The organism is Nitrospira sp. (assembly GCA_015709715.1).
Classification (GTDB): domain Bacteria; phylum Nitrospirota; class Nitrospiria; order Nitrospirales; family Nitrospiraceae; genus Nitrospira_A.
In genome coordinates, this window is record CP054184.1 from 2578869 (window position 1) to 2604482 (window position 25614).

At 57.0% G+C, this 25614-nt stretch carries 24 protein-coding genes; 23 read left to right on the top strand and 1 reads right to left on the bottom strand.

Features of this window, described 5'->3' with window-relative positions; genetic code table 11:
• The first annotated feature begins 1 nt into the window (after position 1).
• Both HRU82_12445 and rlmB read left to right on the top strand, forming a co-directional pair.
• Positions 2-1465, top strand: coding sequence for a cysteine--tRNA ligase (locus HRU82_12445; GenBank protein ID QOJ37198.1), 1464 nt, complete (start codon positions 2-4; stop codon positions 1463-1465).
• A complete protein-coding gene (gene rlmB / locus HRU82_12450) occupies positions 1440-2222 on the top strand; it encodes a 23S rRNA (guanosine(2251)-2'-O)-methyltransferase RlmB (protein QOJ35702.1) in 783 nt (260 codons plus the stop codon). Before HRU82_12445 ends, rlmB begins: the two co-directional genes overlap by 26 nt.
• Before the next feature lie 14 nt (positions 2223-2236).
• On the opposite strand, the gene HRU82_12455 is transcribed toward rlmB, so the two are convergent.
• Positions 2237-2527, bottom strand: a complete 291-nt coding sequence (locus HRU82_12455) for a response regulator transcription factor (protein QOJ35703.1) — start codon at positions 2525-2527, stop codon at positions 2237-2239.
• 215 nt (positions 2528-2742) lie between these two features.
• On the opposite strand from HRU82_12455, the gene HRU82_12460 reads away from it, so the two are divergent.
• From HRU82_12460 to HRU82_12560, 21 genes are all read left to right on the top strand, one after another.
• Positions 2743-3516 (top strand): prepilin peptidase, encoded by a 774-nt coding sequence (locus HRU82_12460; protein QOJ35704.1) that lies wholly within the window; start codon positions 2743-2745, stop codon positions 3514-3516.
• A 291-nt stretch (positions 3517-3807) separates the two neighbouring features.
• A complete protein-coding gene (locus HRU82_12465; GenBank protein ID QOJ35705.1) occupies positions 3808-4242 on the top strand; it encodes a type II transport protein GspH in 435 nt (144 codons plus the stop codon).
• Positions 4239-4763 (top strand): hypothetical protein, encoded by a 525-nt coding sequence (locus tag HRU82_12470; protein ID QOJ35706.1) that lies wholly within the window; start codon positions 4239-4241, stop codon positions 4761-4763. Before HRU82_12465 ends, HRU82_12470 begins: the two co-directional genes overlap by 4 nt.
• Positions 4764-4774: 11 nt before the next feature.
• Entirely contained in the window at positions 4775-5287 is a 513-nt protein-coding gene (locus tag HRU82_12475; protein QOJ35707.1) for a prepilin-type N-terminal cleavage/methylation domain-containing protein, read from the top strand.
• A 69-nt stretch (positions 5288-5356) separates the two neighbouring features.
• Positions 5357-5539, top strand: a complete 183-nt coding sequence (locus tag HRU82_12480; GenBank protein QOJ35708.1) for a hypothetical protein — start codon at positions 5357-5359, stop codon at positions 5537-5539.
• A 22-nt stretch (positions 5540-5561) separates the two neighbouring features.
• On the top strand, positions 5562-7037 hold the full coding sequence (locus HRU82_12485; GenBank protein ID QOJ35709.1) for a hypothetical protein: 1476 nt from the start codon (positions 5562-5564) through the stop codon (positions 7035-7037).
• A gap of 41 nt (positions 7038-7078) precedes the next feature.
• The gene (locus HRU82_12490) at positions 7079-8869 is read left to right on the top strand and encodes a type II/IV secretion system protein (GenBank protein QOJ35710.1); all 1791 of its coding nucleotides are present in this window, start codon (positions 7079-7081) and stop codon (positions 8867-8869) included.
• Between the two features lie 168 nt (positions 8870-9037).
• Positions 9038-9541 carry a prepilin-type N-terminal cleavage/methylation domain-containing protein gene (locus HRU82_12495; GenBank protein QOJ35711.1) on the top strand — a complete coding sequence of 168 codons (504 nt, stop codon included), beginning with the start codon at positions 9038-9040 and terminating at the stop codon, positions 9539-9541.
• A 52-nt stretch (positions 9542-9593) separates the two neighbouring features.
• Positions 9594-10073 (top strand): type IV pilus modification protein PilV, encoded by a 480-nt coding sequence (gene pilV / locus HRU82_12500; protein ID QOJ35712.1) that lies wholly within the window; start codon positions 9594-9596, stop codon positions 10071-10073.
• Between the two features lie 63 nt (positions 10074-10136).
• Positions 10137-11198: a PilW family protein gene (locus tag HRU82_12505; protein QOJ35713.1), complete on the top strand. Its 1062-nt coding sequence runs from the start codon at positions 10137-10139 to the stop codon at positions 11196-11198.
• 45 nt (positions 11199-11243) lie between these two features.
• Positions 11244-11828: a hypothetical protein gene (locus tag HRU82_12510; protein QOJ37199.1), complete on the top strand. Its 585-nt coding sequence runs from the start codon at positions 11244-11246 to the stop codon at positions 11826-11828.
• Between the two features lie 25 nt (positions 11829-11853).
• Positions 11854-12174: a hypothetical protein gene (locus HRU82_12515; protein QOJ35714.1), complete on the top strand. Its 321-nt coding sequence runs from the start codon at positions 11854-11856 to the stop codon at positions 12172-12174.
• Between the two features lie 513 nt (positions 12175-12687).
• Positions 12688-16656, top strand: coding sequence for a hypothetical protein (locus tag HRU82_12520; protein ID QOJ35715.1), 3969 nt, complete (start codon positions 12688-12690; stop codon positions 16654-16656).
• A 146-nt stretch (positions 16657-16802) separates the two neighbouring features.
• Positions 16803-17678, top strand: a complete 876-nt coding sequence (locus HRU82_12525; GenBank protein QOJ35716.1) for a hypothetical protein — start codon at positions 16803-16805, stop codon at positions 17676-17678.
• A gap of 114 nt (positions 17679-17792) precedes the next feature.
• Positions 17793-18848, top strand: coding sequence for a PhoH family protein (locus HRU82_12530; GenBank protein ID QOJ35717.1), 1056 nt, complete (start codon positions 17793-17795; stop codon positions 18846-18848).
• 53 nt (positions 18849-18901) lie between these two features.
• Positions 18902-19363, top strand: a complete 462-nt coding sequence (ybeY, locus tag HRU82_12535) for an rRNA maturation RNase YbeY (protein QOJ37200.1) — start codon at positions 18902-18904, stop codon at positions 19361-19363.
• Positions 19347-20279, top strand: a complete 933-nt coding sequence (gene ftsY, locus HRU82_12540; protein QOJ37201.1) for a signal recognition particle-docking protein FtsY — start codon at positions 19347-19349, stop codon at positions 20277-20279. Before ybeY ends, ftsY begins: the two co-directional genes overlap by 17 nt.
• A gap of 131 nt (positions 20280-20410) precedes the next feature.
• Complete coding sequence (locus tag HRU82_12545; GenBank protein QOJ35718.1) at positions 20411-21196, top strand: response regulator; 786 nt, start codon at positions 20411-20413, stop codon at positions 21194-21196.
• A gap of 386 nt (positions 21197-21582) precedes the next feature.
• The gene (locus tag HRU82_12550) at positions 21583-23421 is read left to right on the top strand and encodes a hypothetical protein (protein ID QOJ35719.1); all 1839 of its coding nucleotides are present in this window, start codon (positions 21583-21585) and stop codon (positions 23419-23421) included.
• Positions 23408-24532 (top strand): PD40 domain-containing protein, encoded by a 1125-nt coding sequence (locus HRU82_12555; protein QOJ35720.1) that lies wholly within the window; start codon positions 23408-23410, stop codon positions 24530-24532. The genes HRU82_12550 and HRU82_12555 overlap by 14 nt, the downstream gene beginning before the upstream one ends.
• The gene (locus HRU82_12560) at positions 24529-25614 is read left to right on the top strand and encodes a phosphatase PAP2 family protein (protein ID QOJ35721.1); all 1086 of its coding nucleotides are present in this window, start codon (positions 24529-24531) and stop codon (positions 25612-25614) included. The genes HRU82_12555 and HRU82_12560 overlap by 4 nt, the downstream gene beginning before the upstream one ends.

Below are 25614 nucleotides of genomic sequence, written 5' to 3' on the forward strand. Positions count from 1 at the left end.
CATCATGTTGCGTCTCTACAATACGTTGACTGGAAACAAGGACCAATTTGAACCTCTGGTGCCCGGAAGAGTGCGCATGTACGTTTGTGGCGTCACGGTCTATGATTACTGTCATCTGGGGCATGCCCGAAGCGCCCTCGTGTTCGATGTCCTCCGACGATTTTTGGAATATGCCGGGTATGCCGTCGAATTCGCGAAGAACTTCACTGATGTGGATGACAAGATCATCAAGCGGGCCAACGAGCAGGGGGTCAGCTGCGACCGGATCACGGCCACCTATATCGACGCGTACTATGAGGATATGGGCAAGCTTGGCGTGCGCCGGGCCACGGTGGAGCCGCGAGCAACCGAACACATCGGCGACATTGTCGCCCTGGTCGACCGCTTGGTATCGAAGGGCCTGGCCTATCGGGTCGATGGGGACGTGTATTTCCAGGTCGATCGTTATCCGATGTATGGTCGACTGTCCAAACGCAAACTGGAGGATTTGCAAGCGGGGGCACGAGTGGATGTGGATGAACGCAAACGGCATCCGATGGATTTTGCACTCTGGAAGGGCAGCAAACCCGGGGAGCCGGCTTGGGACAGTCCCTGGGGGCCGGGACGGCCAGGCTGGCACATCGAATGCTCGGCCATGGCTATGCGGCATCTCGGTGACACATTCGATATCCATGGCGGCGGCATGGATTTGATTTTTCCGCACCATGAAAATGAGATTGCCCAGTCGTGCGGAGCCACAGGAAAAGAGTTCGCACGTTATTGGGTTCACAATGGATTCGTGCAGACCAATCAGGAAAAGATGTCTAAGTCGTTGGGGAATTTCTTCACGATTCGCGACATCCTCAAGCAATCCGAATGGCCTGAGGCAATTACCGGCGAAATACTGCGGTACTTCCTCCTCTCCACGCATTACCGGAGTCCGCTGGAATTTTCGGATCAAAGTCTGCGGGAAGCCAAGTCTGCCTTGAATGGATTCTACGACCTGTTCGAGCGGCTGAAGGAGTCGACTCCGGCCCAAGGGGCTGCCGATAACCAGCTGCAGAAAGAAATCGTGCGGTTGCGACAGGAGTTCGTGGAGGCGATGGAAGATGATCTGAACACCCCTGCGGCGGTGGCGGCTCTCCAGAAGCTGCGTGGGGAGGCGAACAGGTGCCTTGAGGCGGGGGTGGGAGAAGAGGCGCGATCGGCGGTCCGCCAAGAGTTTTGCAAGCTAGGTGATGTGTTGGGGCTGTTGCAGATGCCCAACTGGCAATTTAAGAGTCAGGTTCCGCAAACGCCGGATGGACAGGGTGCGGAAGGGCACATGACCCTGTCGGACGAAGACATTGCAGCGCAAATCGCGGCGCGGATCGAGGCCAAGAAAGCGAAAGACTATGGCCGCGCCGATCGGATCAGGGCGGAATTGGCGTCCTTCGGCATCACGATCGAGGATCGGCCTGATGGCACGAGTCGATGGAAACGATAACGGCCCGGAATTGATCTACGGCCTCCATGCCGTTCGGGAAGCGTTGAGAGCAGGCGGCAGGCCTCTGCAGCGGCTGCTGGTGTTGGGGACCGATCGGCAATTCCGGGACATTGTCCAGCTCGCGAGGGAGAAGCGGGTGCCCGTGCATCTTGAGCCACGGTCGGCGTTCGATCGTTTGGTGCCTGCCGGCCGCCATCAAGGGGTTGTCGGAGTGGCGGCGGCCAAGGCCTATGCGGAGCCGGGTGCCATTCTGGAACGAGCGAAAGCGGAGGGGCAGGTGCCGCTTCTGGTTTTGCTGGATGGCGTCGAAGATCCGCACAATCTCGGCGCGATCCTGCGTACGGCTGAAGCTTCTGGTGCTCAGGGCCTGTTCATTCCCGAGCGACGGGCCGTCGGTCTGACCAGTGTCGTTGCAAAGGCTTCAGCCGGTGCGGTCGATTACATTCCGGTGGGGCGCGTGACCAACTTGACCCGCTTGATCGAGCGGTTGCAAGCCGAGGGCCTGTGGGTCTATGCCTTAGCCGCCGAAGCCCCCAAGCTTTACACGATGTTGGACCTCCGTGGGCCGGTTGCGCTGGTGTTGGGGGGGGAAGGGCAGGGGGTACGCCCGTCAGTGTTGAACGCCTGCGACGATGCCGCTCGCATTCCCATGATGGGGCACGTCGGTTCGCTGAACGTCTCGGCAGCGACGGCGGTCATTCTGTATGAAGCCCTGCGTCAGCGACGAGAGAACCAGCCTGGGGGGGAGCGAGCCTGAGTTCGAAAGGGAGGCTACCGCAGGCGCAGCAGCTTGCCTTGGATTGCGGCCTTCAGCAGCTGAGCGGTGTTGGAGACGCGGATTTTCTTCATCATGTTTGCTCGATGCGCTTCCACCGTCTTCACGCTGATTTTCAAGCGCTGGGCGATTTCCTTGTTCTTGAACCCGGTCCAGATCAGTTCGAGAATTTCCTGCTCCCGGGTGGTGAGCGTTTCCGGCCGCCGCTTGGGCAGCGAAGGGGCGACGTCCAATGGGGAGAGTTTTTTTCGGCTCTTGATGGTCTTGCCCGTTGTGGTCATGTGCATCTGGCTCCGCTACGAATCCGTCCAACCGTTCGGGTGAGCTCTGCGACGTTCGGCGTCAGAGTACGTACGAATTATACGCAGTTCTCCTAGCTTTTGCAAATAGGGCGCCGGAGAAAATATAGTCGTGAGAATGGTGAAAAACTAGTAGGCAATTATACATATGTTATATGCCGCCCATGCCGTCGGCGTGTGAAACGGGGCCGTCAGGAACGGAAATGACGTCGTATCTGATCATATTTCTGTTTGGAGCCGTGATCGGCAGTTTCCTCAATGTCTGTATCTATCGATTGCCTCGTGGAGAGTCGGTCGCGTGGCCGGCTTCGTCATGCCCTTCATGTAGGCAGGGAATCGCTTACTACGACAACATTCCGATTGCGAGCTACCTATGGCTTCGGGGGCGATGCCGCGTCTGCGAAGTCACCATCTCGCCTCAATACCCGGTGGTGGAAGCGGTGACCGCGTCGGCCTACGTCCTGCTGTTCTGGTGGTTCGGGTTTACAGCGGAGGCCTGGGCCTATGCCTTGCTGACTTCGGGCCTCATCGTGATCACCGGCACGGACCTCTCGCACACCATGATTCCGGATGTCGTCACGCTGCCGGGTATCGTGGCTGGGCTGCTCTGTGCCGCCATTGTCCTTCCCATCAGTGTCGTCGACTCGTTGCTGGGCCTCCTCGTAGGAGGGGGGATTCTGTGGTTTCTCGCGTGGATCAGCCCCTATCTCTTCGGAAAGGAAGGGATGGGCGGCGGTGACATCAAACTCATGGCTATGGTGGGGGCCTTCCTCGGCTGGCAACCGGTGTTGTTAGCTATCATGCTGGGCTCACTTCTGGGCTCGCTGGTCGGTGGGGGATTGATGATGTCTGGAGTATTACGTCGCGGTCAGTATATTCCGTTCGGACCGTTCCTCGCACTCGGATCACTGCTTGCCTTGTTTTTTCATCAGCCGCTGTTCACCTGGTACTGGACACTGCTCGACTTGCCGCAGTGAATTCCTGTAAACAGGCTGCCAGTAATGATTTGCAGCCACTCGTCTGTCGACTGACTGTATCCGAATGGATGAGCGGTTGTATCCGATTCGTGACAGTTCAGAAGTGTCCACTCCGCCGGTTGTGACCATCCGTCCGCATCTCCCGCTGACAGTCTGCCATATTCTCTCGACATCTCCATAGGTTTGCGGATCTCACGTCTGCGCGGTGCCGGTGATGGCCCTTGCCGCCTGGATAGAGCCGAACGGCATAGAAATTGGAAATGCCTTACGCGCCGACGAAAAGGAGCTTCTATGAATGAACGTGGTGTGAGTCTCATTGAATTGTGCGTGGTCACGGCCATGATCGCGATTGTGGTCGGCGTGAGCCTTCCGAGTTGGGCGACCTTGGTAGCCAAATATCAACACCGCGCGATTGAGTCGGAAATAGCCTCGGAGTTACGCATGGCTCGTCAGCTGGCGATCGTGCGCCGGGAGCGGATCCGGGTCGTCGTAGACGTCGATCGGTCGGAGTTGCGGACCGAGTGCGTGGACTGCGGCATGGGACCCCTCCGTCGGTATGACTTTTCTCGCAAGGGGACGGTGATCAGTTCCATGACGACGGGTCCTGAGGTCGTATTCCAGCCCAGTGGGCGGTCTGCTACCGCGACCACCATCATTCTCTTTGACCGAAATCAGACGCCTCATCGTCTGACGGTGAGCATGACCGGGCGGGTGGTCCTGTCATGATCGGGAAGAAGAAAGGGATCGGCCGGCCATGGAACGGTTGGAAGAAAGCCGACGGGTGTACCCTGGTGGAGAGTATGGTGGCGTTGGTGGTTCTTTCCATCGGTGTGATCGGAGGCATGGGAATGTGTGAGTGGGCGGAACAAGGGCTGCAGCGAGGCGTGCTGGCGAATCGGGCGTTGAGCGCCGCTGAATCGTGCTTGGAGGCGAAACGTAGCCTCCCATGGGAGGGGCTGTTGTGGGACGACCTGGATCAAGATGGAGTGCTGGAATCCAGGATGCACGACGACGGGTTGCAAGGCGATGAGATCGCCGGCGACGGTATCTTCACAGGCAGTCTTACGAAAGGCGATATGCGGTTGCTCTGGACGGTGGAGTTCAATCGCAGTGGGCAGGGTGCGTTTGCCAGCCTGGCGACGATCGAAGCGCGGGCCATGTTCACGACGATCCGTGGCCGCGAACATGCCATCAGACTGCGGACGATTGTGGCGAATCCACGTTACGTAGGAGCGTCTTCATTGTGAGGAATCAGGCCGTGAGCGGACAGAGTTCAACGGTCCTGCCTTCGCAACGGACCGTCGACATGGGGTGTCGCGGGTTCAGTCTGATCGAGCTGCTTATGGCGCTGACGATCGGGGGCGTCGCAGTAGCCGCGGCTCTTTATATGTTCTCGGCATATGGAGGGCGGTTTCATGCGCAGCAGTCGGCTATGGTGAGCAATCAAGAACTACGGCTCGCCATGGACGTACTCTGCAACGAGGTTCGTCTGGCGGGCGCCGGCGTGATGGGCGGTGACGTGCCGCTTACGACGATGAGGCCCGATGAAATGGAGTTTTTCGCGAATCTGAACGGCACCGCGACCGTGCTGACTCGCCTCGCCCTTCCGGGCGAGGCGGAGTTATCGGTGGAAAACGCTGCCGGTTGGTCCAAAGGAAAGCAGGTGCTGCTCTGTACGGCGGAGTCCTGCATGTGGAACCGTCTGGCTGCCGAGGGGCGAAAGCTGGCATTGCCGCTGACGACGCCCTTGGCTGCGGCTCTACCGGCGTGAAGTGCGGCGTTCCTTCTAAATCGAGTTCACTACTATCTGAAGGTCGACGAGGATGGGACCACGCGCTTGATGCGAGCGGTGGATGGCGGAGCCAGTACCTTGGTGGCCGACGTACGAGAATTTCATCTCCAGTATCTCGATCGGCACGGTCGCGAGACGGCAGCGGCCGATGAGGTGGTGCGCGTGCGCGTGCGTGCGCAAGTTGGAGTGTCAGGAACGCCGTTTACGCAGGACATTGCGATCAGGGCTTGAATGTAACAGAAGGAACAGAACGATGAGCAACAATCGAATGCGGTTCAGGTATGCAGAGAATGAACGCGGCGTGGCCTTATTGGCCGTGTTAATGGTGGTTTTCTTGATGACGCTGTTGGGGCTGACGTCCGCCCAGCTGGCGGGACAGGAAATGATCATCGCCGGCGCATTGCACGAGGAACGGCTCGCGCAGCATGCCGTCGATGCTGCCGTGGACGTTGTGACGGGGTGGTTCCACGATCCCGCACTCGTGCCGCACGACATCGCCTCGACGTTCTTGGCCAAACGTACTGCGAATGCGCAAGGCGCACCGTCCTATGTTGATGCCCAAGGCCGGTCACAATTCATCGGGACCGCGGAGCAGCCGGATCTGGTGTTCGACGCGGCTGTACCCGCCCAAGACCGCCTGCTCAATGATCCTCTCACCGGCTGGTTTCGGTCGCTCAAGGGCCTAGCCCGTATCCTGAAATTGCGTGTCTATGGTCCGACTAGGCCTGGGCTGCTCTGTACCGTCGAGGTGATGGCAGGGGCGGGGCGCGTGACGAAATCGGTGGCGATGGAATTGGGAGCCTATGCGATTCCGTCTCTCCATGCACCGATACAAACCGGCGCATTGGGCAGCGATGTCGAAGGATCGCGTCCCGGGTCGGTCACGGCCCATTGGGGTGATCTGGTTGTGCGCGGCCATGCGTATCTGTCTCGAGCCGATGAGATTCCAGCGAAAAGCTCCCTGGCGTCCGTGACGGGGCAATCCTATGCCGAAATGGGCTATCGGGAGGATCGATGGGTGGATCTCTGGATCGGTGGAGAGGTGTTTTTTTCTCAGGTCCCATCTGAGACTAAAACGGAGGTTCCGGCCAATGTACATGTACGACAGATGCCCGTTCCCGGTATCAAAATGGATCAGTGGGAGTATGAGGCACTGAAGCGGATGGCTAAGCAGTTTGGACGGTATTACGGAATAGATCGTGATGGCTTTCTCTATCTCGGTGGGGTGATTCAGCCGGGTTCGGGAATCCGAGCGGCCGAGGTGTTCGCCTCGTCCGGAGTCGGCAACCATCAAGGGCTGGTCTTTATCGACACGCTCGATGCCCAACCGCCACGTGCGGACAATTTGGGAACGATTGTGCTCGACCAGGAGTATGCGGAGGGCATGTTCGTGGTGAATGCTCATGTGCACTGGAGGGTACGGGAGAAAGGCCAATCTGTTCCGGCACTCAGTCCTCCGCCCGAAGGCGAGACATCCTTGGGCACCCGAGTGCCGGCGCAGCTGAGCGACATCCATCTGCAGGGCGTGCTGTATACGGCCGGTGATCTGCGGTATGCAGGGCACGTCAAAATTTACGGTGGCATTGCCGCCCAGGGAGCGCTTGTCGATGAGACGAACGGATTTGGTGCATTGGAGGTGTGGTTCAACCATGAATTGCGGGATGGGTTCGTGCAGGGAGTACCGGTGGTTTTCCAGGCACCGGGTAGTCGTCAGGTGCGAATAATGTAATGTGAGAGTGTCGGCGAGCGAATGGAAGAAAGGAAGAAAGCATGATTCGGGGAGCCGTATCGGGGAGTGAAGCGCTGCAGGGTGTCGCACGTGTGACGACAAGGGCGGTGACCGACGCCTATCACAAATTGGTCGACCAGGGCTTTCTTCGGAAGGAAGAATTGATGACTGCGAAAGGAGAGGCCGTTCGCCGAACGGTCGATCTCGCGACAGTGTTGATGGATCGGTATCGAATTCCTAAACCAGCGATCGGCGCAGTCCTAACCGAGTTTTACGGTTGTCCCTTTCAGCCCTATGACGAGCGCATCGTCATTGACCGGGGGTTGGTGAAGAATCTGAACGTAGACTATCTTCGCCTGAACCACTGGGTGCCTCTCGCACGTCATGGGTCTGTGGTCGAAATCCTCATCGATGATCCGCACAATTCGGAAAAGGTGCTCGATGTGCGTCGCGCCTTCCCCGGAGCGGTGCTGTCGTATCGAGTGGGATTGCCGCGCGATATCGAGCGGTTTCTCCTTATGGGGCAGGCCCGGCAACCGGATGACTTGATAACAGACATTTTGGGAGAGCTGGTCAGCGAGGCCCAAATCGAAGACCAACAAAATGCGACGATTGCCGCGATTACGGAAAATGACTCCGCGATTGTGCGTCTCGCCAACCAGGTTATCGCTGAGGCCTATCGACAGGGAGCTTCTGATATTCATATCGAGCCCTACTCCGACCGAAAGGAAACATCGGTACGTTTTCGGGTGGATGGCACGTGCTTTACCTACATGAAGATTCCGGCGGCGTATCGTCGGGCGATCGTGTCTCGCATCAAGATTATGGCGAACCTGGACATTGCGGAGCGACGCAAGCCACAGGACGGCAAGATTCGATTCAAACTGACGACGGGGCAAGAGATCGAGTTGCGAGTGGCGACGCTGCCGACAGCTGGGTTCAATGAAGATGTGGTGATTCGCCTGCTGGCAGGAAACGGTCCACGTCGTATGGAGGACTTGGACTTCAGCACAGAGACCCTGCAACTGCTGACCGAGTTGGCGCAGAAACCCCACGGGATTGTGTTGTGTGCCGGGCCAACCGGCTCGGGCAAGACCACGACACTGCACGCTCTCCTGGCGTCGATTAATAACGAGGAGCGAAAGATCTGGACGGCCGAGGATCCTATAGAGATCACCCATGATGGGTTGCGGCAGGTTCAGGTGCATCCCAAAATCGGTCTGACGTTTGCCGCGACTATGCGGGCATTCCTCCGAGCGGATCCGGACGTCATCATGATCGGAGAAATGCGTGATAAGGAAACGGCCGATATTGCGATCGAGGCGTCTCTCACCGGGCATTTGGTCTTCAGTACTATTCATACCAACAGTGCGGTGGAAACGGTGGTGCGGCTCCTGGATTTGGGGTGCGATCCCTTCAATTTTTCCGATGCCATGCGAGGAGTGTTGGCGATGCGTCTATGCAAACGGATCTGTCTCAACTGTCGAGAGTTTTATCAGCCGAATCAGGATGAGTGCGACGAGTTGGCCCGCGCGTACGGACGGCCGGAATGGGAATGTCTAGGCAAGGTGAATGGCCATCCCCTCCGACTCGCACGAGGCAGGGGCTGTCCGGCGTGTAATCAGACCGGTTATCGGGGACGGATTCCTATCCATGAGTTGATGGTCGGATCTGAACCTCTGAAAGAATTGATTCAAAGCCGGGCTCGAACCGCTGAACTGTTGAAGCAGGCCAAGCAAGATGGGATGAAAACGCTGTTGCAAGACGGAATAGAAAAGGTGGTTCGAGGTCTCACGACCTACAAACAGGTTCGCGCGGTGGCCATCAAGTGAAAGGCAAGCCGTTGTCGGCCCGTTATATATTCGTCGCTGGGAGTTCGCAGGGCGACAAAATTTGTCAATGTCAGGAGGTCTGAACGCTCGGAATTGTACTGCCCCTCGCCAGATCCCTAAGAAAAATATCAAAGAATTAGAGTGGGATAGGGAGACCATCATGACGGCATGGCATTTGCTCCCCTCCTGCTCGCCATGGAAGCGCCTGCGTGTTCGCGACAATCTCCTCTTGCCTTGAGGCAACAGGGTTTTACTCTGGTGGAGGTCATGATTGCGGTCGCCATCGTCAGCATTCTCACGATGGTGGCCATTCCGAATTACCTTCAGTGGAACGCCCGCTATCAACTCAAGCAGGCCACGACCGAACTGGCTGGAAGCCTGACCCTGGCTCGATTAGCGGCGATGAACAGAAACCTTACCGTTAGCGTTCAACTGACATTGGTTGCCGGGAGGGTCACAGTCGACTTCGGAGGCGCACTGGCTCCAGTGACCCTTCCGCCCCAAATTGTCTCCTTCGCCGGCGGCCCGACGATCCAATTTACGCCCCAAGGGTTAAGTGGAGCATCCACCACACAAACCGTGATCCTCACATCCGAACAGGGAACGATGTACGCGGTCGTCGTCACTCCGGCCGGCAAGGTGAATTGGTGTGCCAAGTCAACCTGCCCCTAAGTCGCGCATGAACGCTATGAGTTATGGTCGACCCACGTCAGTCGAAGGCCCTATGCATCAGCGGGGCTTTACTATTCTAGAAGCGATGGTGGCCGCTGGGGTGCTTTCGGTGGGGTTGTTGGGACTGGCAGGTCTTCAAGGAATGTCGCTCGGGAAAAATGTCGATGCGAATGATGTAACTCGCGTGACAAATCTCGCGGCCGACATGGCCGAGCGAATCCAAAACAATCGGCAGTACGTTTTGGATTACCACAACACGGATACTGGCGTTGCCTGCCCGCAGAATGTGAGCACGCAACGAATGGCTCTCGGAGATTGCGCCCAATGGCAGACGCTTGTGGCAAATTCCAGGCTTGCTGGAGCTCGTGGGGTCATCACGGTGACCAGTCTGGATCCAAACCCCACAGCGAATCCAGTCACAATGAACCGATTCTTGGTCACGATCACCGTAAGCTGGCAAACCATGCGTACTGATGTCAGTACAGCGCGAACCAAGACCGTGACCTTCACCAGTTTGGTTGCACCCGAATAATTGAAGAGGGTGGAAGTTATGAGAATGCGTCAATGCGCAGCGAGCGAGCATGGGTTTACGCTTGTGGAATTGATGATCGCCGTTCTGATCACGGTAGTCATTGTGGCGGCCACCCTGACGATGGTCGTCACATCGAATCGCGCCAATGTCGTCAATACTCAAGTTGCGGATGCGCAACAAAATGTTCGATTGGGCATTGATCTGATCGCGCGTGACATCAAGCTTGCCGGTTATAACTACAACGCCACCGATCCAGGGACAGCAGCTGTGGGTGCGTGTAACACTACGATCGGCGCTATCGTAAGGCCAGTCGGTTTGCTGCCTCAGGACCAGGCTCCGGCAGCCGCTGATACCGGCCCGGACGGTGTGTCCATGGTGCTTCCAATCAACGCGACCGGATGGACGCTGACTGCGGCGGTAGGGGGGACGCAGAATGCGCCTGCTCAGGACAATTCGATCACTCTCTCGAGCACGGCCATTGCCGAAATGAGTGCCCGCGGGCTTGGCGTCGGATCAACAATTTCGATCGGAGGGGCGCTGTCCAAGACTGTGGCATCTGTGGGCGCCACCTCAATCGGCTTTGGAACAAACAACTATGTCGATGGGAAGTTTCCCATCGGCACACCTATTTATCTCATGCAATGCGTTCGGTATCAAGTCGTAACCAACACGCCGGCGACGTGCGGGGGTGATGCGCCATGCCTGGTCAGAGACAATGTGCCGATAGTCGACGGGGTTGAAGATCTCCAAATTACCTATGCCTGCGATGGGTGCAATCAAACGGCTCCAAATCCACTTCTGCCAGATGGGGTTGTGGACAACCAAGACGGGTCGTCATCCATGGGATTGCCTACCTTCACCCAAGGAGATTTCATTTCGAACAACTCGTGGGCCGTCACTCCGTGGACGCCGGACAAGATTAAGATGGCGCAGGTCAGCCTCGTCGTTCGGCAAACCAAGGAGGACCAGGGGTTAAACGAAAGAGGCACGCGTGGTATTAACACCACCGGCCCCGTCGTGGTCGGCGACCACGACCCTTCTGCAGATCCCACCTATAACGAAACGACATATCAGCAGCAGCGACGGCGCGTCTTGGTCAGGACCATACAACCACGGAATCTGTAGCGGGCTGGCGTAATACGTGTGAAACACGAACGAATCGAGATTGGCATGCAGGATCAGCGTGGGATTGCCTTACTGACGGTGCTCTTGATGCTATTGATCCTCACCGTCTTGGGCATTGCTGCCATTACGGTGACGGGTTTGGAGAATCGCATGGCTGGGTTCTTTCGCGGCACTGAAGCCGTGGTTGCAGCGGCGGATTCGTGCGAAGGTCTTGCGGCAAACATTATTCAGCAGACGCTGGCCCCTCCTGGCGTGCTTCCGCCTTCCTTTGTTGCTCCGGCCGGTCCGGTTCCCACGGCCAATGCAGCTACGCTGTATGCGGAAATCTATGGGTATGACCTGCCTTCTCCGCCGGCTGCGTCGAACACGCCTGCCTATAACCACTCAGACACTGCCAGCATCACACCAAATTTTGTGATGGATAACCTGCCCGGATTTACGGTGAATGGCGACATTGATCTCCTCTACACCCATCAAAAGTACGGTCAAGGGGCAGGAGGGACAGGGTCTGTTGAAAAGGTCTACAGAATTACCTGCATGGCAAGCAACCCTGCGACCGGGTCGAATAGCACCGTCACGTCGGTGTATGGGTGCCTAGAGGGTGAAACGTGCGTGAAGAAAATCAACTAGGCGAACGGAATCAACGAGGTATGTCATGAGCCACCAAGGCATGGTGCTGCGAGTGGTCCTGACGATGGCGCTCGGCTGCCCGCTGATGGCAGTTGTCGTGTCGGCTCAGACAACAGAGGGCGTCCTGCCCTTTTCGACTGTCGGGTTCCAGTCCGGTGTTGTAGACGAACTACAGAGCGCAACGATCCGTATCGACGGGCGGAGTTATGTGTTGAAGCCTAACGTCCTGGTGATCGACCACGAGGGCCAGCCCTTGGAGTTGGCGCGAATCGTGCGCACCTCACTGGTGTACTTTCATCTCAAGGAAGGCCACATCGATAAGATGATGGTCAAGTTACCTCAATAGTGTTGGAAGGGGAAACTTATCTCACTCTCTGCCGAGTCTATGTGTGCGTGGTGTTGAGATGAGGAGGCCAATATGATGCGTCGTATAGTGGTCGCGTTCGCGTTGATGGCGGGAAGCAGCATGGTTGTCGCCCTGGGGACAAGCAGGTGGGCGGAGGGTGCGGTTTCCAATGCGGACTATACTGCGGTCCCTCCCTTCGTCTCCAGCGCTACGACTCCGAACATCATCGTGGTCATGGATAACTCCGGCAGTATGAGCAATCGAGCCTGTGAGTCGACCTCCTGTGGGACCTTAGCCGATGGGAGCACTTCTACAACCACGACGTTTACGGACACGACGAGATACTCCGGTTACTTCGATTCCTTGCGCTGTTATCTCTACGATACGGCAGATACTAGATTTGAAGAGGGGGCTGCGAAGACTGCGTTAAGTACACCATGTTCGGATACGGAATGGGACGGAAATTTTCTGAATTGGGCTACGTTGCGCCGGTTTGATGCTGTAAAGCGAGCAATGATCGGTGGCGACTGTTTTGCAGCAAGAGCGGCCGATGGAACGTGTCCAGCGACGGGTACTCCTGCGCTTAAAACGGTTCGTGCTCAAGCGAGCGGTGTGTCGAGAGAGACTGTCAGTGTGGCGTCTGGTAGCGGGGCAAACGGCTATGAAGGGCGAATTCCATTAGCTGATCGCGGGAGCAATCCAAACCCGATATACATTCACACCGATGCAGCCTACTTCTGCGTCGAAAATGACAACAGTTTTGATAGCAACTGTGGAGACAGCTTCAGTCTTCGAAAATATCTCCTGAAAATTGGGTATGCGACTGAACCGACGGGTGTCATCCAGCAGATCGGAAGCAAAGCACGATTTGGATTGGTCGAGTTCAAGTCCAGTAGTGAAGGGGCCAGAATGTTGGTCGGTGCAGGCTCACGTCAGTCCATTGACTGGTCTGGGAGCAGCGTCGAGACCTTCAATACCAACATGGCTGCGATGGTGGATGCCGTGCAGGAATCCTATCCTTCAACCTGGACTCCTCTGGCGGAATCGCTATATGAGACCGCTCGCTATGTGGCACAGATCCAGTCCACTTTCTCTTCTGGATATGTATATCCGATTGCCTTTTCTGGCGGTGTCTCCAATGGAGTGAACTTTGCGACGAGCGGGGCAGGATCCATCGGGATGAGCGAGATCAGTGCGCTAGGGGCGAGTGAGACGTGCCCGGCTGGTTATATAGCCAGTGCCTGCGGGCGCGACCCCTATTTCTTTGGAAAGAACCATACACCGCCGTGGGCCTCGACCTCTCAGGTTGTCAATTGTTGTCGAACATTCGTCATCATTTTCACGGATGGTGAGCCGACACAAGATCAAAATATCCCAGCTGCCATTCAAGACCATGGTCATGCGCATCACGGGCAGCACTGCACCGGTAGCGATAATCTCGCTCCTCCGCGACCGATCGACTCCACGTGCAACACGCACTCGTTGACCCCATTTAGTGATTTGCTCTCCGAACACAAGACCTCCTATGCGGACAGTGGCAGCCATTACTTGGATGATGTCGCCTATTGGGCCCACACAAACGATCTCCGTCCCTGTAACGGAACCGCTGATGGAACGATTGCGGGTCTTGGTGTGACAGGACATTGTTTGCCTGGGACCCAAAGCCTAACGGTATATTCATTCTTTGCGTTCGGCAATATCAACGGGCGAGGGATTTTGGCGCAAACCGCTCGATTGGGTGCGTTTGAGGATTCAAATGGGGACGGGATCCCACAAACCAATGAGTGGGACCGGGAGAATAACTACACCGGCGCCGCCGTACCGGACGGCATCCCCGACGCGTATTTCGAATCATCCAATGTTGATGACTTGCAGGATAAGCTCTTGGCCACGATCGCAAGTATTTTACGGCGTAGCTCGTCAGGCTCTTCGGTATCCGTGCTCGCCACTGCGTCCACAGGTGAAGGAGCCTTATACCAGTCGTACTTCTATCCGAGTACGATCGAACCGTCCACATTAAGCGATGTGAAATGGACGGGCTATACGCAGGCTCTCTTCATCGATACGTTTGGCAATACCCGTGAGGATACCAATCAGGACGGTCGCCAAGATTACAAGGTCGACAAAATCATTAAGACGCGATTCGATACGGTGTCCAACTCGGTCAAAGTCGATAAGTATGTCGACAGTGACGGCGATGGAATGCCGAACGATCAGAATGGGGACGGACAGATAACCGTTGCCGACTGTAATCCTTGCGGTCAGCTACTTAGTGATATTCTTCCTATTTGGGAAGCGGGGAAGCAGCTTGCCCTGAAAGATTCTTCGACTCGAACGATCTTGACTTGGGTGGACTCCGATCACGATGGTTTTGTCGATGCCGGTGAACAGATTCCGTTTACGACAGCGAATGAAGCGGTGCTGCGACCATACCTTCGTGCTGCGTCCAGCGCTGAGGGGACCAAGATCATCAACTTTGTGCGGGGGTGTGAACCAGCGACCTGCGCCGAGCAGGCCACCACCAGAGATCGGCGCTTGCAGGTGCCAGCTGGAAGCTCGGCCTTAAAGGTATGGAAATTAGGCGATATCATTCACTCGACTCCTACCGTGGTGGCGGCGCCGAAGGACCGTCATGACGCGGTATACGGAGACCAGAGTTACTCGGCCTTTTTGCAGCTGTACCACAACCGTCGTCAGGTCGCTTATGTGGGAGGAAACGACGGTATGCTGCACGCATTCAATGCTGGATTCTATCATCCTGGCGACGACACCGGCGCCTCAGCTCCCGCGAATACCACCGAGCATGGCTGGTTTACCAAAAATCCAAACGATAATTCGACGGGGCAACCACTTGGAGACGAGTTGTGGGGGTTTGTGCCATATGAACTGCTCCCACAATTAGAGTTCCTGTCGCGAGCTGACTATCAACACACCTACTATGTTGATTTGCCCTTGAAGGTTGCCGATGTCCGCATTTTTACACCGGATGCGGACCATCCAAACGGATGGGGCACGATCTTGATCGGTGGATTTAGGATGGGAGGCAGCTGCGGCGCATGCACGGCGGGAACCGGAGCGCCGCCCATGACAGTCAACATCGGCGGAACAGACTACACCTTTTTAAGTTCCTACTTTGCCCTAGACGTCACGAATCCCGAGGTTGCGCCGAAACTCCTCTGGTCATTCAGCAGTTCAAATCTGGGGTTGGCCACCAGTGTCCCGGCGATCGTTCGCGTCAATCCCGGAGCCGATGCAATGGCCAGTCATACGAATGCCAAGTGGTACATGGTCGCTGGATCTGGTCCGACCGGTTATGACGCGAGCGTGACCCAAAGCGCAAAGGTGTTCGTGGTCGATCTTGCGACCGGCCCGGGTACTTCCAACAGTCTCGTCACCACCTTCTCAGTAGGTAGTTGGAATTCATACATCGGTGATATCACCGCGTTCGATCGGAATTTGGACTATCGCCATGACGTGGTGTATTTCGGTCGCGTGATTCACGATGGCTCGCTTCCTTGGCGAGGCAAGATTTATCGGCTCACGATGGGCGCCGGTGGGGCGACGGCTCCATTTGGTACGGTCACAAATCCTAATCAGTGGGGGATTTTGTCGGGAGCTTCCCGTGTGCCCACCGAAATGTTGGATACTCTTCCATCTAGCGCTGAGATGGGACCGGTTGCATCCGCACCCTCGGTAACGGTGGATGATGCGGCCAACGTGTGGGTATTTGCGGGCAGTGGCCGGTATTACAGCGGGACGGATAAAACCGATCTCTCGACTCAATATTTCGTGGGCATGAAGGACTCCGTGCTGAATTCGGGATGTAATCAAACCGTCAGCGCTCTCAATTGCATGGAAAATAACCTCGTTGATGTCTCGAACGCGACCGTTTGTGTGGTCGGGGTGGGTGATTGCGGGTTACCGAGTGGTACGACGCAAGTGTCCGGTGTGACTGGCGCCACCAGTTTTACCCAGTTGATTGGGCTTGTCCAAAGTAAGGATGGCTGGTTCACGAAACTGGTCGAACCAGGCAGTCCTCCGTCGATTCCTCCATATGGGATTGGTGAGCGAGTGGTGAATAGCCCGACAGTGTTCGGAGGAGTCGTCTTTTTCCCAACGTTTACCCCTACGAATGATATTTGTGTGTCATCTGGGACGAGCCGACTGTGGGCGCTGTTTTACAAAACAGGCAGTGCCTATCAAGAGGCTATTATTGGAACGGCCACATCCGGAGCCAATCAGATAGTCAATAGGTTCGGCTCACTGGGCGAGGGGTTGGCCTTCGGAATTGTCGTCCATATGGGCTCTGGGAGGGATGGTGGGAGCCCATTTGGTCTATTGATCAACATGAGTCAAGGAAACTTTGGTGACTGCCCAACCTGTGGATTGGGAGGAAGCTCTGGAGGCCTTCCGAGTTCAAACATCGGGGCCAATGTAGCGGTCGACCCACGAAGTCGATTCTTCTCATGGACCAGTTTATGATAGCGAGCCGTGCAATCGCCGATGCGGGGAAGGTCCGGCTAGTTGGCTGCCTGACTTTCCCCCAGGCAGCACTCTCTGCAATCCTAACCCTCCTATTGGCGGCCCAGACCGGTTGCACATCATCACTCCAGGACGAGTCAGTCACAGTGGATCCTGCGAAATCTGGACAGCGCCCCGAAGTGCGTTTCGTCACAATTGTGCCGAATCCTCCGACTCTGGCGGCTCCAATTGGAGCTCATGTGGTTGTGAATAGTAGATCCGATGCGTCGCTGGTTAAGCATTTTCAGTGGATTGTGAATGGCACTCCACTCCTTGGTGCGACGGACTATGAACTCAAACAACAATATTTAAAGCGAGGCGATTCTATCGCCGTTGAGGTCGTTGTTGCGGATGGTGAGTTAGAAAGTCTTCCCTATCGTACTGAGCCTGTTGTTGTGACCAATACTCCACCTCTCGTCACGAGCGTGACTATTGAAGCAGATCCCGCCTTGCCAGCAAGTGGTCTTCTTGCAAAGGTCGACGTTGTCGATCCTGATCGCGACGACCTCCACTACCTGTATCGGTGGTTGCGCAATGGAAAATTGGTACAAGAGGGAGAGGAGAATAGACTCGACACTGCAGGATTTAGCCGAAAAGATACGGTGGCGGTGGAGGTGATTATTCGGGATGAGGAGGTCGCTACGTTACCAGTCCGAGCCGCGCCTATTGTGCTGGGGAACTCGCCCCCTCGTATTACTTCAACCCCCGCTGCAGTTGGTGGCCGAGAAGTATATGAGTATGTGGTGCAGGCGGATGATCCGGAGAGGGATGCAATCACCTTTGTGTTGGAAACAGCCCCGCCGGGCATGACTATTGATCGGAACTCCGGGCGTATCAGCTGGAGACTGATCCCTGGACCAGCTGGAACACATCGGGTTAAAGTCCTGGCGGATGATGGACAAGGAGGGATGGCTTGGCAAGAATTTGAACTCACTATCCCATCTGCTTCTGATCTTGCCGTAGCCCCAACCTCTCGGGGGTAGTCTTCGTACGGTAGCCATCGGAATTCTTGCAGGCTTTTTGCGGCCTTGTTCCGGGCTTTCCGGTTTTGCTACAATCCAGCTTCGAGTCTGCTGAAAGGAGTTCTCATCCCAGGCGTGCGCAAGATCAAATTACCTGAAGATACCAACACGGCTGTTCTCTTTGGGCACCATGATCGCCACCTCAAGCTCATTGAGGAAGAGTTCGGGGTGCGGCTGTCGGCTCGCGGCGAGGAAGTGACTTCAGAAGGGCCCATTGCCGAGGTAAAGCAAGCGGAACGCCTGCTTCACGAACTTGCTGGACTGGTTAACGAAGGTTACGACCTCAAGCCGGATGATATAACCCACGCCCTGACGGCTGTCCGCCACAATCAAGACGTTCCGCTCAAGGACATCCTCGCGAGTTCTTCTCCCATCGTCACAAGAAAACGGTACATTGCGCCCAAGACTCCGACGCAGAAAAAGTATATCGATGCAATTGAAAAGCACGATATCGTGATCGGAATTGGTCCAGCCGGAACAGGGAAGACGTATCTGGCGATGGCGATGGCGGTCAATGCGTTGCTGAGAAAGGATGTGAATCGCATCATTCTCGCCCGCCCGGCTGTGGAAGCAGGAGAGAAGCTGGGTTATCTGCCTGGCGATATGTACGCCAAGGTTAATCCGTACCTCCGGCCTCTCTACGATGCCTTGTTCGATATGATGGATATGGAACGAGCCAACCGTTTGATCGAGCGAGGAGATATTGAAATTGCACCGCTTGCGTTTATGAGAGGACGTACCCTGAACGATTCCTTTGTGATTTTGGATGAAGCACAGAATGCGACCGCCGAGCAAATGAAGATGTTCCTCACCCGGTTGGGATTTCACTCAAAAGCTGTCGTGACCGGAGACATTACGCAGATTGACCTGCCGTCGGACCGAGCGTCCGGGCTTATCGAAGTAAGAGAGATTCTCAAGGGTATTCCCGGCATCGAGTTTGTGTACTTCAACGAGCGAGATGTCGTGCGTCACCGCCTCGTTCAAGAGATCATCAAGGCATATGATCGGCATGAGGCGGGTCAGCCGCCCTCCTCCCAGGCGCGCACTCATGAGTCTCCCTTCCGTGGGCATCGGTCCTCTCCTAAGAGTGTCCGTCCTTCCTCGACAGGCTCAATAGGCCAGTCTCATTAATGGTCGTTTTCATCGGTATGCGGCTTCGGACATGGCGCTTGCAGAGGGGCGCGCTGCGGAAGCTTGCGTGTCACGTGTTGGAGGGAGTCGGTGAACCCCAGGCTCTGCTGAGTCTGGAGATTGTCGGCGACGATCGAATGCGGCGACTGAATCGGATGTTTCGACGTCGTGATAAGACGACGGATGTTCTGGCCTTCGCCAGCCGGGAAGCGCCGGGCCCTCCTACGAGGTTGCTCGGCGACGTGGTGATCTCGCTCCCGCAGGCGATCCGGCAAGCCAGACGCCATCAGCATGGCTGTGATCGCGAGTTCGCCCTGCTTCTGATTCACGGTATTCTGCATCTGTGTGGCTATGACCATGAGCGGAGCCAGGCAGAGGCACGACGAATGGCTCGGCGCGAACGGGATCTCCTCAGGCGGATCAGTCCGATTCCGCCACTGATTACGAAGAGGGTCGAAAAGATGCCCAATCCAGGTAAGACACCTATGGATTCGGGCGATAGGGGAAGAGGTTAAGGTGGGGTGGTTTCAGAAACTTAGTGCAGGGTTGTCAAAAACACGTGATGCGGTGACCGGTCAGTTGGATCGGTTGCTGGGGCGGGCGGCTGATCCAGCGTTGCTCGATGAGCTTGAGGCGGCCTTGATCGGCGCGGATCTTGGAATGCCGGCGGTCGGCCGAATTATGGACCAACTCCGCACACAGATGCGTGGTGGAAACTTTTCTTCTGCCGACCGGGTCAAAGAGTTATTGCGACAGTCTCTGTTAGACATTCTCCTTCCAATCCAATCCTCCTCGCTCGAGCATATGGTAGCCCATGGGCCTCGACCTTTTGTGATTCTGGCAGTCGGCGTAAATGGCGTTGGAAAGACGACCACTGTGGCAAAGCTGACTCAGCGTTTTCGCCGGCAGGGGAAAACCCCGCTTCTCGTTGCGGCCGATACGTTCAGAGCCGCGGCTATCGATCAACTTCAAGTGTGGGCTGACCGTGTTCAGGTGGATCTGATCCGCCATAGACCGGGGGCGGACCCCGCCGCCGTGGCCTATGATGGGATGACGGCAGCCAAGGCGCGCGGCTCGGACGTGGTACTTATTGATACTGCGGGACGACTCCATACCAAAACCAACCTGATGGATGAACTGCGCAAGATCAAACGAGTCGTCGCGCAGGAGTGCTCGGGGGCGCCTCATGAGGTGCTGCTGGTGCTGGATGCGACCGTCGGGCAAAATGCTCTTGCGCAGGCCAAACAGTTTCATGAAGCCGTGGGTGTGACTGGAATTGCCTTGACGAAATTGGACGGCACCGCCCGTGGCGGCATCGTAGTGGCTATTGCTGAAGCCTTGAAGCTGCCAGTTCGATTGATAGGGGTCGGAGAATCGGTCGAAGACCTTCAGGATTTCAACGCGAAAGCCTTCGTCGACGCCTTATTCTGATGCCATCCCGGGTTCACTCGAACCCGCTTCCTCCGGTATTCTTGCAATTCCTTCTCATCATCGTAGGCCCATGTTAGGCTCCTTGCACGTTCCAGTTCAGAGAGCCGCGACAGTTCTATCAAGGGACGGCCATGAATCGGTTGCTGGTAATCGACGATGATCGACTGCACTGCGACCTTTTGCAGTTGGCATTGGTTCGATACGGTTATCAGGTGACGACGGCGATCCGTGGCGCGGACGGGGTTGCCCTATTCCGGCAGCATCATCCGGTCGTCACTCTCCTCGACTTACGAATGCCGGAGATGGATGGATTGACTGTGCTGCGGGAGATCCGCGCACTCGATCCTTGTGCCGGGGTGATCCTCCTAGGAGGAGGTGCGACCGAGGAGGAGGAGAATCGCGCGCGTGAGTTGCAGGTCACCGAGTTTTTTCGGAAAGGGCTTTCCCTGGATGTGCTCATTGCGATGGTGCAGCGAGTCGCGCAACGAGCCGGGATGGAGACGAAGTCGATGACTGGTTCATCGATCGACGAGATGGGACAAGCCAACTCTGAGCGCATTTTGGTGGTTGACGACGATGTCATGGCGAGAGATCTCTTGGTACGTTTCCTCTCGCTAAGGGGATATGACGTTCGTGGGGCTTATGATGGGCGAGAGGCGTTGCGCTTGATCAACGAGTCGCCCCCCGACTTGATCATTCTGGATCTGGCCATGCCGGAAGTGAATGGGGTTGAAGTGTTGCGCCATCTTTCAGAGAGCGGATATTCCGGCGGAACGATCATCCTGAGTGGCCATCAGAGCGACGCGTTACTTGCGGACGCCTGGGCGTTGGGGCCCCACGAGGTATTAGACAAACCGCTGGACCTGGAACGGGCTCTGATGACCATCCAGCTTGTGATGGTCTGTCGGGAGTGCTAAGCTTCACCTCCACGTTCAGTGGTCGGTGAAGGGTGAATTCCGTACAGCGACTCCTTTGTGTCGGCTTTGTGGCAGGGCTGGCGGCCCCGGCCCTGGTGTGCGCAGATCCAACCTCCTCTCCTGTATCAATCCAGCATCATCAGCTCGCTCTGGAACTGGTTCCCGAGAGCCATGCCCTCGCGGCGGTCGACCGAATCACGCTTAGCGGTGGGCGGCCCGGCGAAAGCGTCGTTTTTTCACTCGCGCCGACTCTGCAAGTCGATCGTATCGAGGACGTCACGCAGTGCCAGGGGGCCTGTGAGGCTGCTCCCTCCGTGTTGTTCGAACGAAGTGAGGGGGATGATAGGTCTGGTCTGAGGCCCTTGATCGCCACATTGCCGACGACGATGTCCCAGAACGGCTCCATGCAGTTGCGCATCGTCTACCGCGGCACGATCAATGATCCCCCGCGTGATCCCCGCCATCTCCGCTTCGTCACGCCGAGCGAAACCTCCGGGCATATCGGTCCGGAAGGGGTGTACTTGAGCAGCGAAAGCCAGTGGTATCCGGATGTGGAGGGCTCATTGGCCACGTACGACGTGGCTATCACTGTGCCGGAGGGGTGGACGGCAGTTACCCAAGGCTCGCCCCAACCCGATTCGACCCAATGGGTAGTTGCCAGTCGAAGCGAAGCCTTAACGGTCGTGGCCAACCGGTTTGTCGTCAAGACCCGATCATGGCGTGCCGCGTCCGGCCAAGCAATACAACTCGCCACCTACCTGTTTCCTGAGGAGGCGGCGCTGTCCGACGAGTACCTCGATGCGTCAGCTCGCTATTTGGACGCATATATTCCGATCCTCGGACCGTACCCCTTCTCACAGTTTGCCGTCGTCGAGAATTTTTTTCCCAGCGGGCTCGGTATGCCGTCATTTACGCTATTGGGCAGCGGCGTGATCAAGCGTCATTACATACAGCCCTATGCCCTTGGGCATGAAATTGTGCACTCCTGGATTGGAAACGGGGTGTTCAATCGAGTGAACGAGGGAAATTGGGTGGAGGGGTTGACCACCTATTTGGCCAACTATTACTACCATGAGCTTACGGGGGATCAGGCGCAAGCTCGTGAACAGCGACGTCACATGCTGCTGGGATATTCCGTGTACATTCGATCGGGCGATGATTACCCTGTGGAACGTTTCAGTCAAAAGCATGATGAAAAGGACAACGCCATCGGCTATCAGAAATCTGCCATGGTGTTTCATCTGCTCCGGCAGGAATTGGGTGATGCCACGTTTTGGCGCGGCATCCGGCAGCTCTCGGATCGATACCTTGGGAAGGTGGCGGGATGGAAGGAACTGGAGCGCCTCTTTGAAGAGGTGGCAGGCCTGGATTTGCGATGGTTTTTTGCGCAATGGATAGAGCGGGCTGGTGCGCCGGAATTGGCGATTACTGGGCTACAGCTGTATCCCCTGCATGGGACTGCCGGAGATCCCCGAACGATCGAGGCTGTCGTTCAGGTGCAGCAGGCGGGCGATGCCTATCAGGCGCCGGTCGATCTGGAATTCGAATTGGCGGGGGGGCGACGCCATGTGGTTCGGGTCCGGGTGCGTGAGGGACAGGATAGATGGGTGGTTCCGCTGTCGGAACGTCCGTTGGCCGTCAGACTGGATCCAGACATTCATCTGTTTCGTCGCGTGGCTCGAAGCGACATGCCGCCTATGTTGAACCTCTATGTGACCGATGGGGTACGGACGGTCGTCCCCCCTTCGATGCCATCGACGGAGCACACCAGCCCGTTCACGGAGCTGGTGCAGCGGATCATGACGCAAGAGCAGGCCAAACCGAGTATCTCGCCGACGACCATCTTTCCGTCTGAGCGCCGAGAGGGCCAACTCCCTAATGGGTCAGTCCTGATGCTGGGCGGGCCGCTGGACAACGTGGTGGCGATGGACGCCTTGCGGGGGTGCGGGGAGCGCATTCGGGTCACCGAGAGCGGGTTTACGGTGCAGGGGAAAACTTATGATGGACCGGGTATGGCGCTGTTGGTTTCCTGTCGGCGTGACGACCAGCCGGACAGCGTGGTGACCATGCTTTACGGGACCTCACCTCAGGCGCTGGGGCGAGTCGCGCGGCTCTTGTTTTTTTACGGATGGCAGAGTTATGTGGTGTTCCAGGATGGTGCCGTCGTGGCACGGGGAGATTGGGAGGACAAGATGAGTCCAGAGGTGCGATTTGACCAGCCATAACGCAATTATCACGGGGATAGCGGGCCTGCTGCTGTGTACTCTGTCGATCACGGCAGAGGCAGCGGAAACCAAACAGCCCAAGGCGACGAAGCCCGCTGTTTCGGCAGAACGGCATCTGACCAATATCCGGCAGTTGACCTTCGGCCGCCAGAATGCCGAGGCATATTTTTCCTTCAATGGAACCAAGCTGATCTTTCAGTCCACCAACAACTGGATGAAAGACACCTTTGCGGCGGCAATGAAACCGGCCGACGAACCGCTCGGGTGCTATCAAATGTACGTCATGGATCTCGGGAGCGGTGCGATTCGCATGGTCAGCACCGGGGTAGGGGCGACGACCTGTGGATATTTCTTTCCTGGAGACCGGCGCGTCTTGTACTCGTCCACGCATTTGCGCGGACCGAATTGCCCTCCAAAACCTAAACGGGATGGGGCCTATCGGTGGGCGCTGGATGATTATGATCTCTTCTCGGTCCGTCTCGACGGGCAGGACCCGCAGCGCCTGACCACTACGCCGGGGTACGATGCGGAGGCAACGGTGTCCCCGGACGGCAAGACCATCGTGTGGACTTCGATGCGCGATGGTGACCTCGATATCTATGCCATGAATCTGGACGGCACGCACGCTCGGCGCCTGACCCAGGAAGTGGGCTATGACGGTGGTGCGTTTTTCTCCCCCGACAGCAAACGCATCGTCTATCGTGCGCAACATCCCGGCAATCAGGACGAGTTGGACCACTATCGGGCGCTACTAGCTCAGAACCTGGTGGAACCAGGACAGCTCGAACTGTTCATTATGAATGCCGACGGTTCCGGCAAGCAGCAGGTGACGAAAAACGGGGCGTCTAATTTTTCGCCGTATTTTCATCCGGACGGGCATCGCCTCATCTTTTCCTCCAACGTTGAGACGAGGAACGAAGGCGGGCGACCGGATTTCCACCTGTATTTGGTGAATGAGGATGGTTCCGGGTTGGAGCGCGTGACGTTCGAGGGATCGTTCAATAGCTTTCCCATGTTTGCGCCCGACGGAAAGAGCCTCGTATGGGTGTCCGATCGTGGGGCCAAAGAGCGTGGAGAGTTCAACGTCTTCCTCGCCGATTGGGTTCCATGACCGAAACAGGTGACGGGTCGGCTGCGCCCTGGGTGGCGCAGCCGATGCCCCCACCGGCCCGCCCCTCCGGGTGGGCCGTCCTCTTGTCCACGCTGGCCCTGCTCGGGTCCTTTGCCACGCTCCTGCACATCGACATTCCGATCCTCTGGTTTCTCCGCTCCCACAATCTGGCGGCCTGGCAGCGGGTGGGCGACCTTGGGGAGAAACTCGGCAATGGCGGAACGCTGGTGGCGATCAGTCTCGTGATCGGAGCCACGGGACTGTTGCTCAAACGGCAGGCGCTCACGCGGCTGGCCTTGGACAGTCTTCTGGCGCATGGGGTCGTCGCGCTCGTGGTCAATACGCTGAAACACGTCATCGGCCGGCCCAGACCTCGTCTCACGCATTCAGGCGGATGGCAGTGGTGGCCGTCTCTCGATTCGGGGTTGGATTCTTTCCCGTCAGGACATACTTCGGCGACAGTGGCAGTCGTCACTGTCTTGGCGCGAGCCCTTCCCCGCATGAAGTGGGTCCCCTTTGCCTTGGCTGCCTGGGTTGGAGCGAGCCGGATCTGGCGGGGGTCTCATTTCCTCAGCGACGTGGTGGCCGGTATGGTGACAGGCTTTATCATCGGCTCAGTCTTCAACGGTCCGTTGCGCTGGTGGGCACGGTCCTGTGTTGTCGCGCTGATCCGGATCGCACCGGCCGCTGTGGCGCTTGCCGCACTGTTTTGGATCTTGACGCATCGCATTGCCGACCCGGCGACCGATGCCGCTTTTCTTCTGTCAGGAACGGGCTTGGTGATCGGTGGCCTCGTCCTTCCGTGGGTCCGATCGCGCCGGATCGGAGCGAAAGGCAGCTCGATGTGGCAGTCCCAGGGGGACTGTCTAGTCTGGCTGGGGATGGGTTTCGCGTCCGGGGCGTCGGTGATTATCGGGTTGACCGGCCTGGTTTGCCTGGCCCGATGGATCTTTACTGCGTCCGGCGCGATGGAGGTTCCTGTCCCCGCGTACTCATGGCGCCGACAGTTTGTGTTTGGGGTGGGGGCAGGGGTGACGCTCGCACTGCTGCAATCGCTGAAGGGGCTTGTCCCTTTGCAATGA

What these genes read in the sequence shown, in the direction of transcription:
- HRU82_12455 (QOJ35703.1), bottom strand. Translation starts at nt 2,527, where the DNA reads ATGCACATGACCACAACGGGCAAGACCATCAAGAGCCGAAAAAAACTC.
- HRU82_12510 (QOJ37199.1), top strand. Translation starts at nt 11,244, where the DNA reads ATGCAGGATCAGCGTGGGATTGCCTTACTGACGGTGCTCTTGATGCTA.
- HRU82_12490 (QOJ35710.1), top strand. Translation starts at nt 7,079, where the DNA reads ATGATTCGGGGAGCCGTATCGGGGAGTGAAGCGCTGCAGGGTGTCGCA.
- HRU82_12520 (QOJ35715.1), top strand. Translation starts at nt 12,688, where the DNA reads ATGATCGGTGGCGACTGTTTTGCAGCAAGAGCGGCCGATGGAACGTGT.
- HRU82_12545 (QOJ35718.1), top strand. Translation starts at nt 20,411, where the DNA reads ATGAATCGGTTGCTGGTAATCGACGATGATCGACTGCACTGCGACCTT.
- HRU82_12460 (QOJ35704.1), top strand. Translation starts at nt 2,743, where the DNA reads ATGACGTCGTATCTGATCATATTTCTGTTTGGAGCCGTGATCGGCAGT.
- HRU82_12495 (QOJ35711.1), top strand. Translation starts at nt 9,038, where the DNA reads ATGGCATTTGCTCCCCTCCTGCTCGCCATGGAAGCGCCTGCGTGTTCG.
- HRU82_12480 (QOJ35708.1), top strand. Translation starts at nt 5,357, where the DNA reads ATGCGAGCGGTGGATGGCGGAGCCAGTACCTTGGTGGCCGACGTACGA.
- HRU82_12470 (QOJ35706.1), top strand. Translation starts at nt 4,239, where the DNA reads ATGATCGGGAAGAAGAAAGGGATCGGCCGGCCATGGAACGGTTGGAAG.
- HRU82_12515 (QOJ35714.1), top strand. Translation starts at nt 11,854, where the DNA reads ATGAGCCACCAAGGCATGGTGCTGCGAGTGGTCCTGACGATGGCGCTC.
- HRU82_12485 (QOJ35709.1), top strand. Translation starts at nt 5,562, where the DNA reads ATGAGCAACAATCGAATGCGGTTCAGGTATGCAGAGAATGAACGCGGC.
- rlmB (QOJ35702.1), top strand. Translation starts at nt 1,440, where the DNA reads ATGGCACGAGTCGATGGAAACGATAACGGCCCGGAATTGATCTACGGC.
- HRU82_12550 (QOJ35719.1), top strand. Translation starts at nt 21,583, where the DNA reads ATGTCCCAGAACGGCTCCATGCAGTTGCGCATCGTCTACCGCGGCACG.
- HRU82_12560 (QOJ35721.1), top strand. Translation starts at nt 24,529, where the DNA reads ATGACCGAAACAGGTGACGGGTCGGCTGCGCCCTGGGTGGCGCAGCCG.
- HRU82_12465 (QOJ35705.1), top strand. Translation starts at nt 3,808, where the DNA reads ATGAATGAACGTGGTGTGAGTCTCATTGAATTGTGCGTGGTCACGGCC.
- pilV (QOJ35712.1), top strand. Translation starts at nt 9,594, where the DNA reads ATGCATCAGCGGGGCTTTACTATTCTAGAAGCGATGGTGGCCGCTGGG.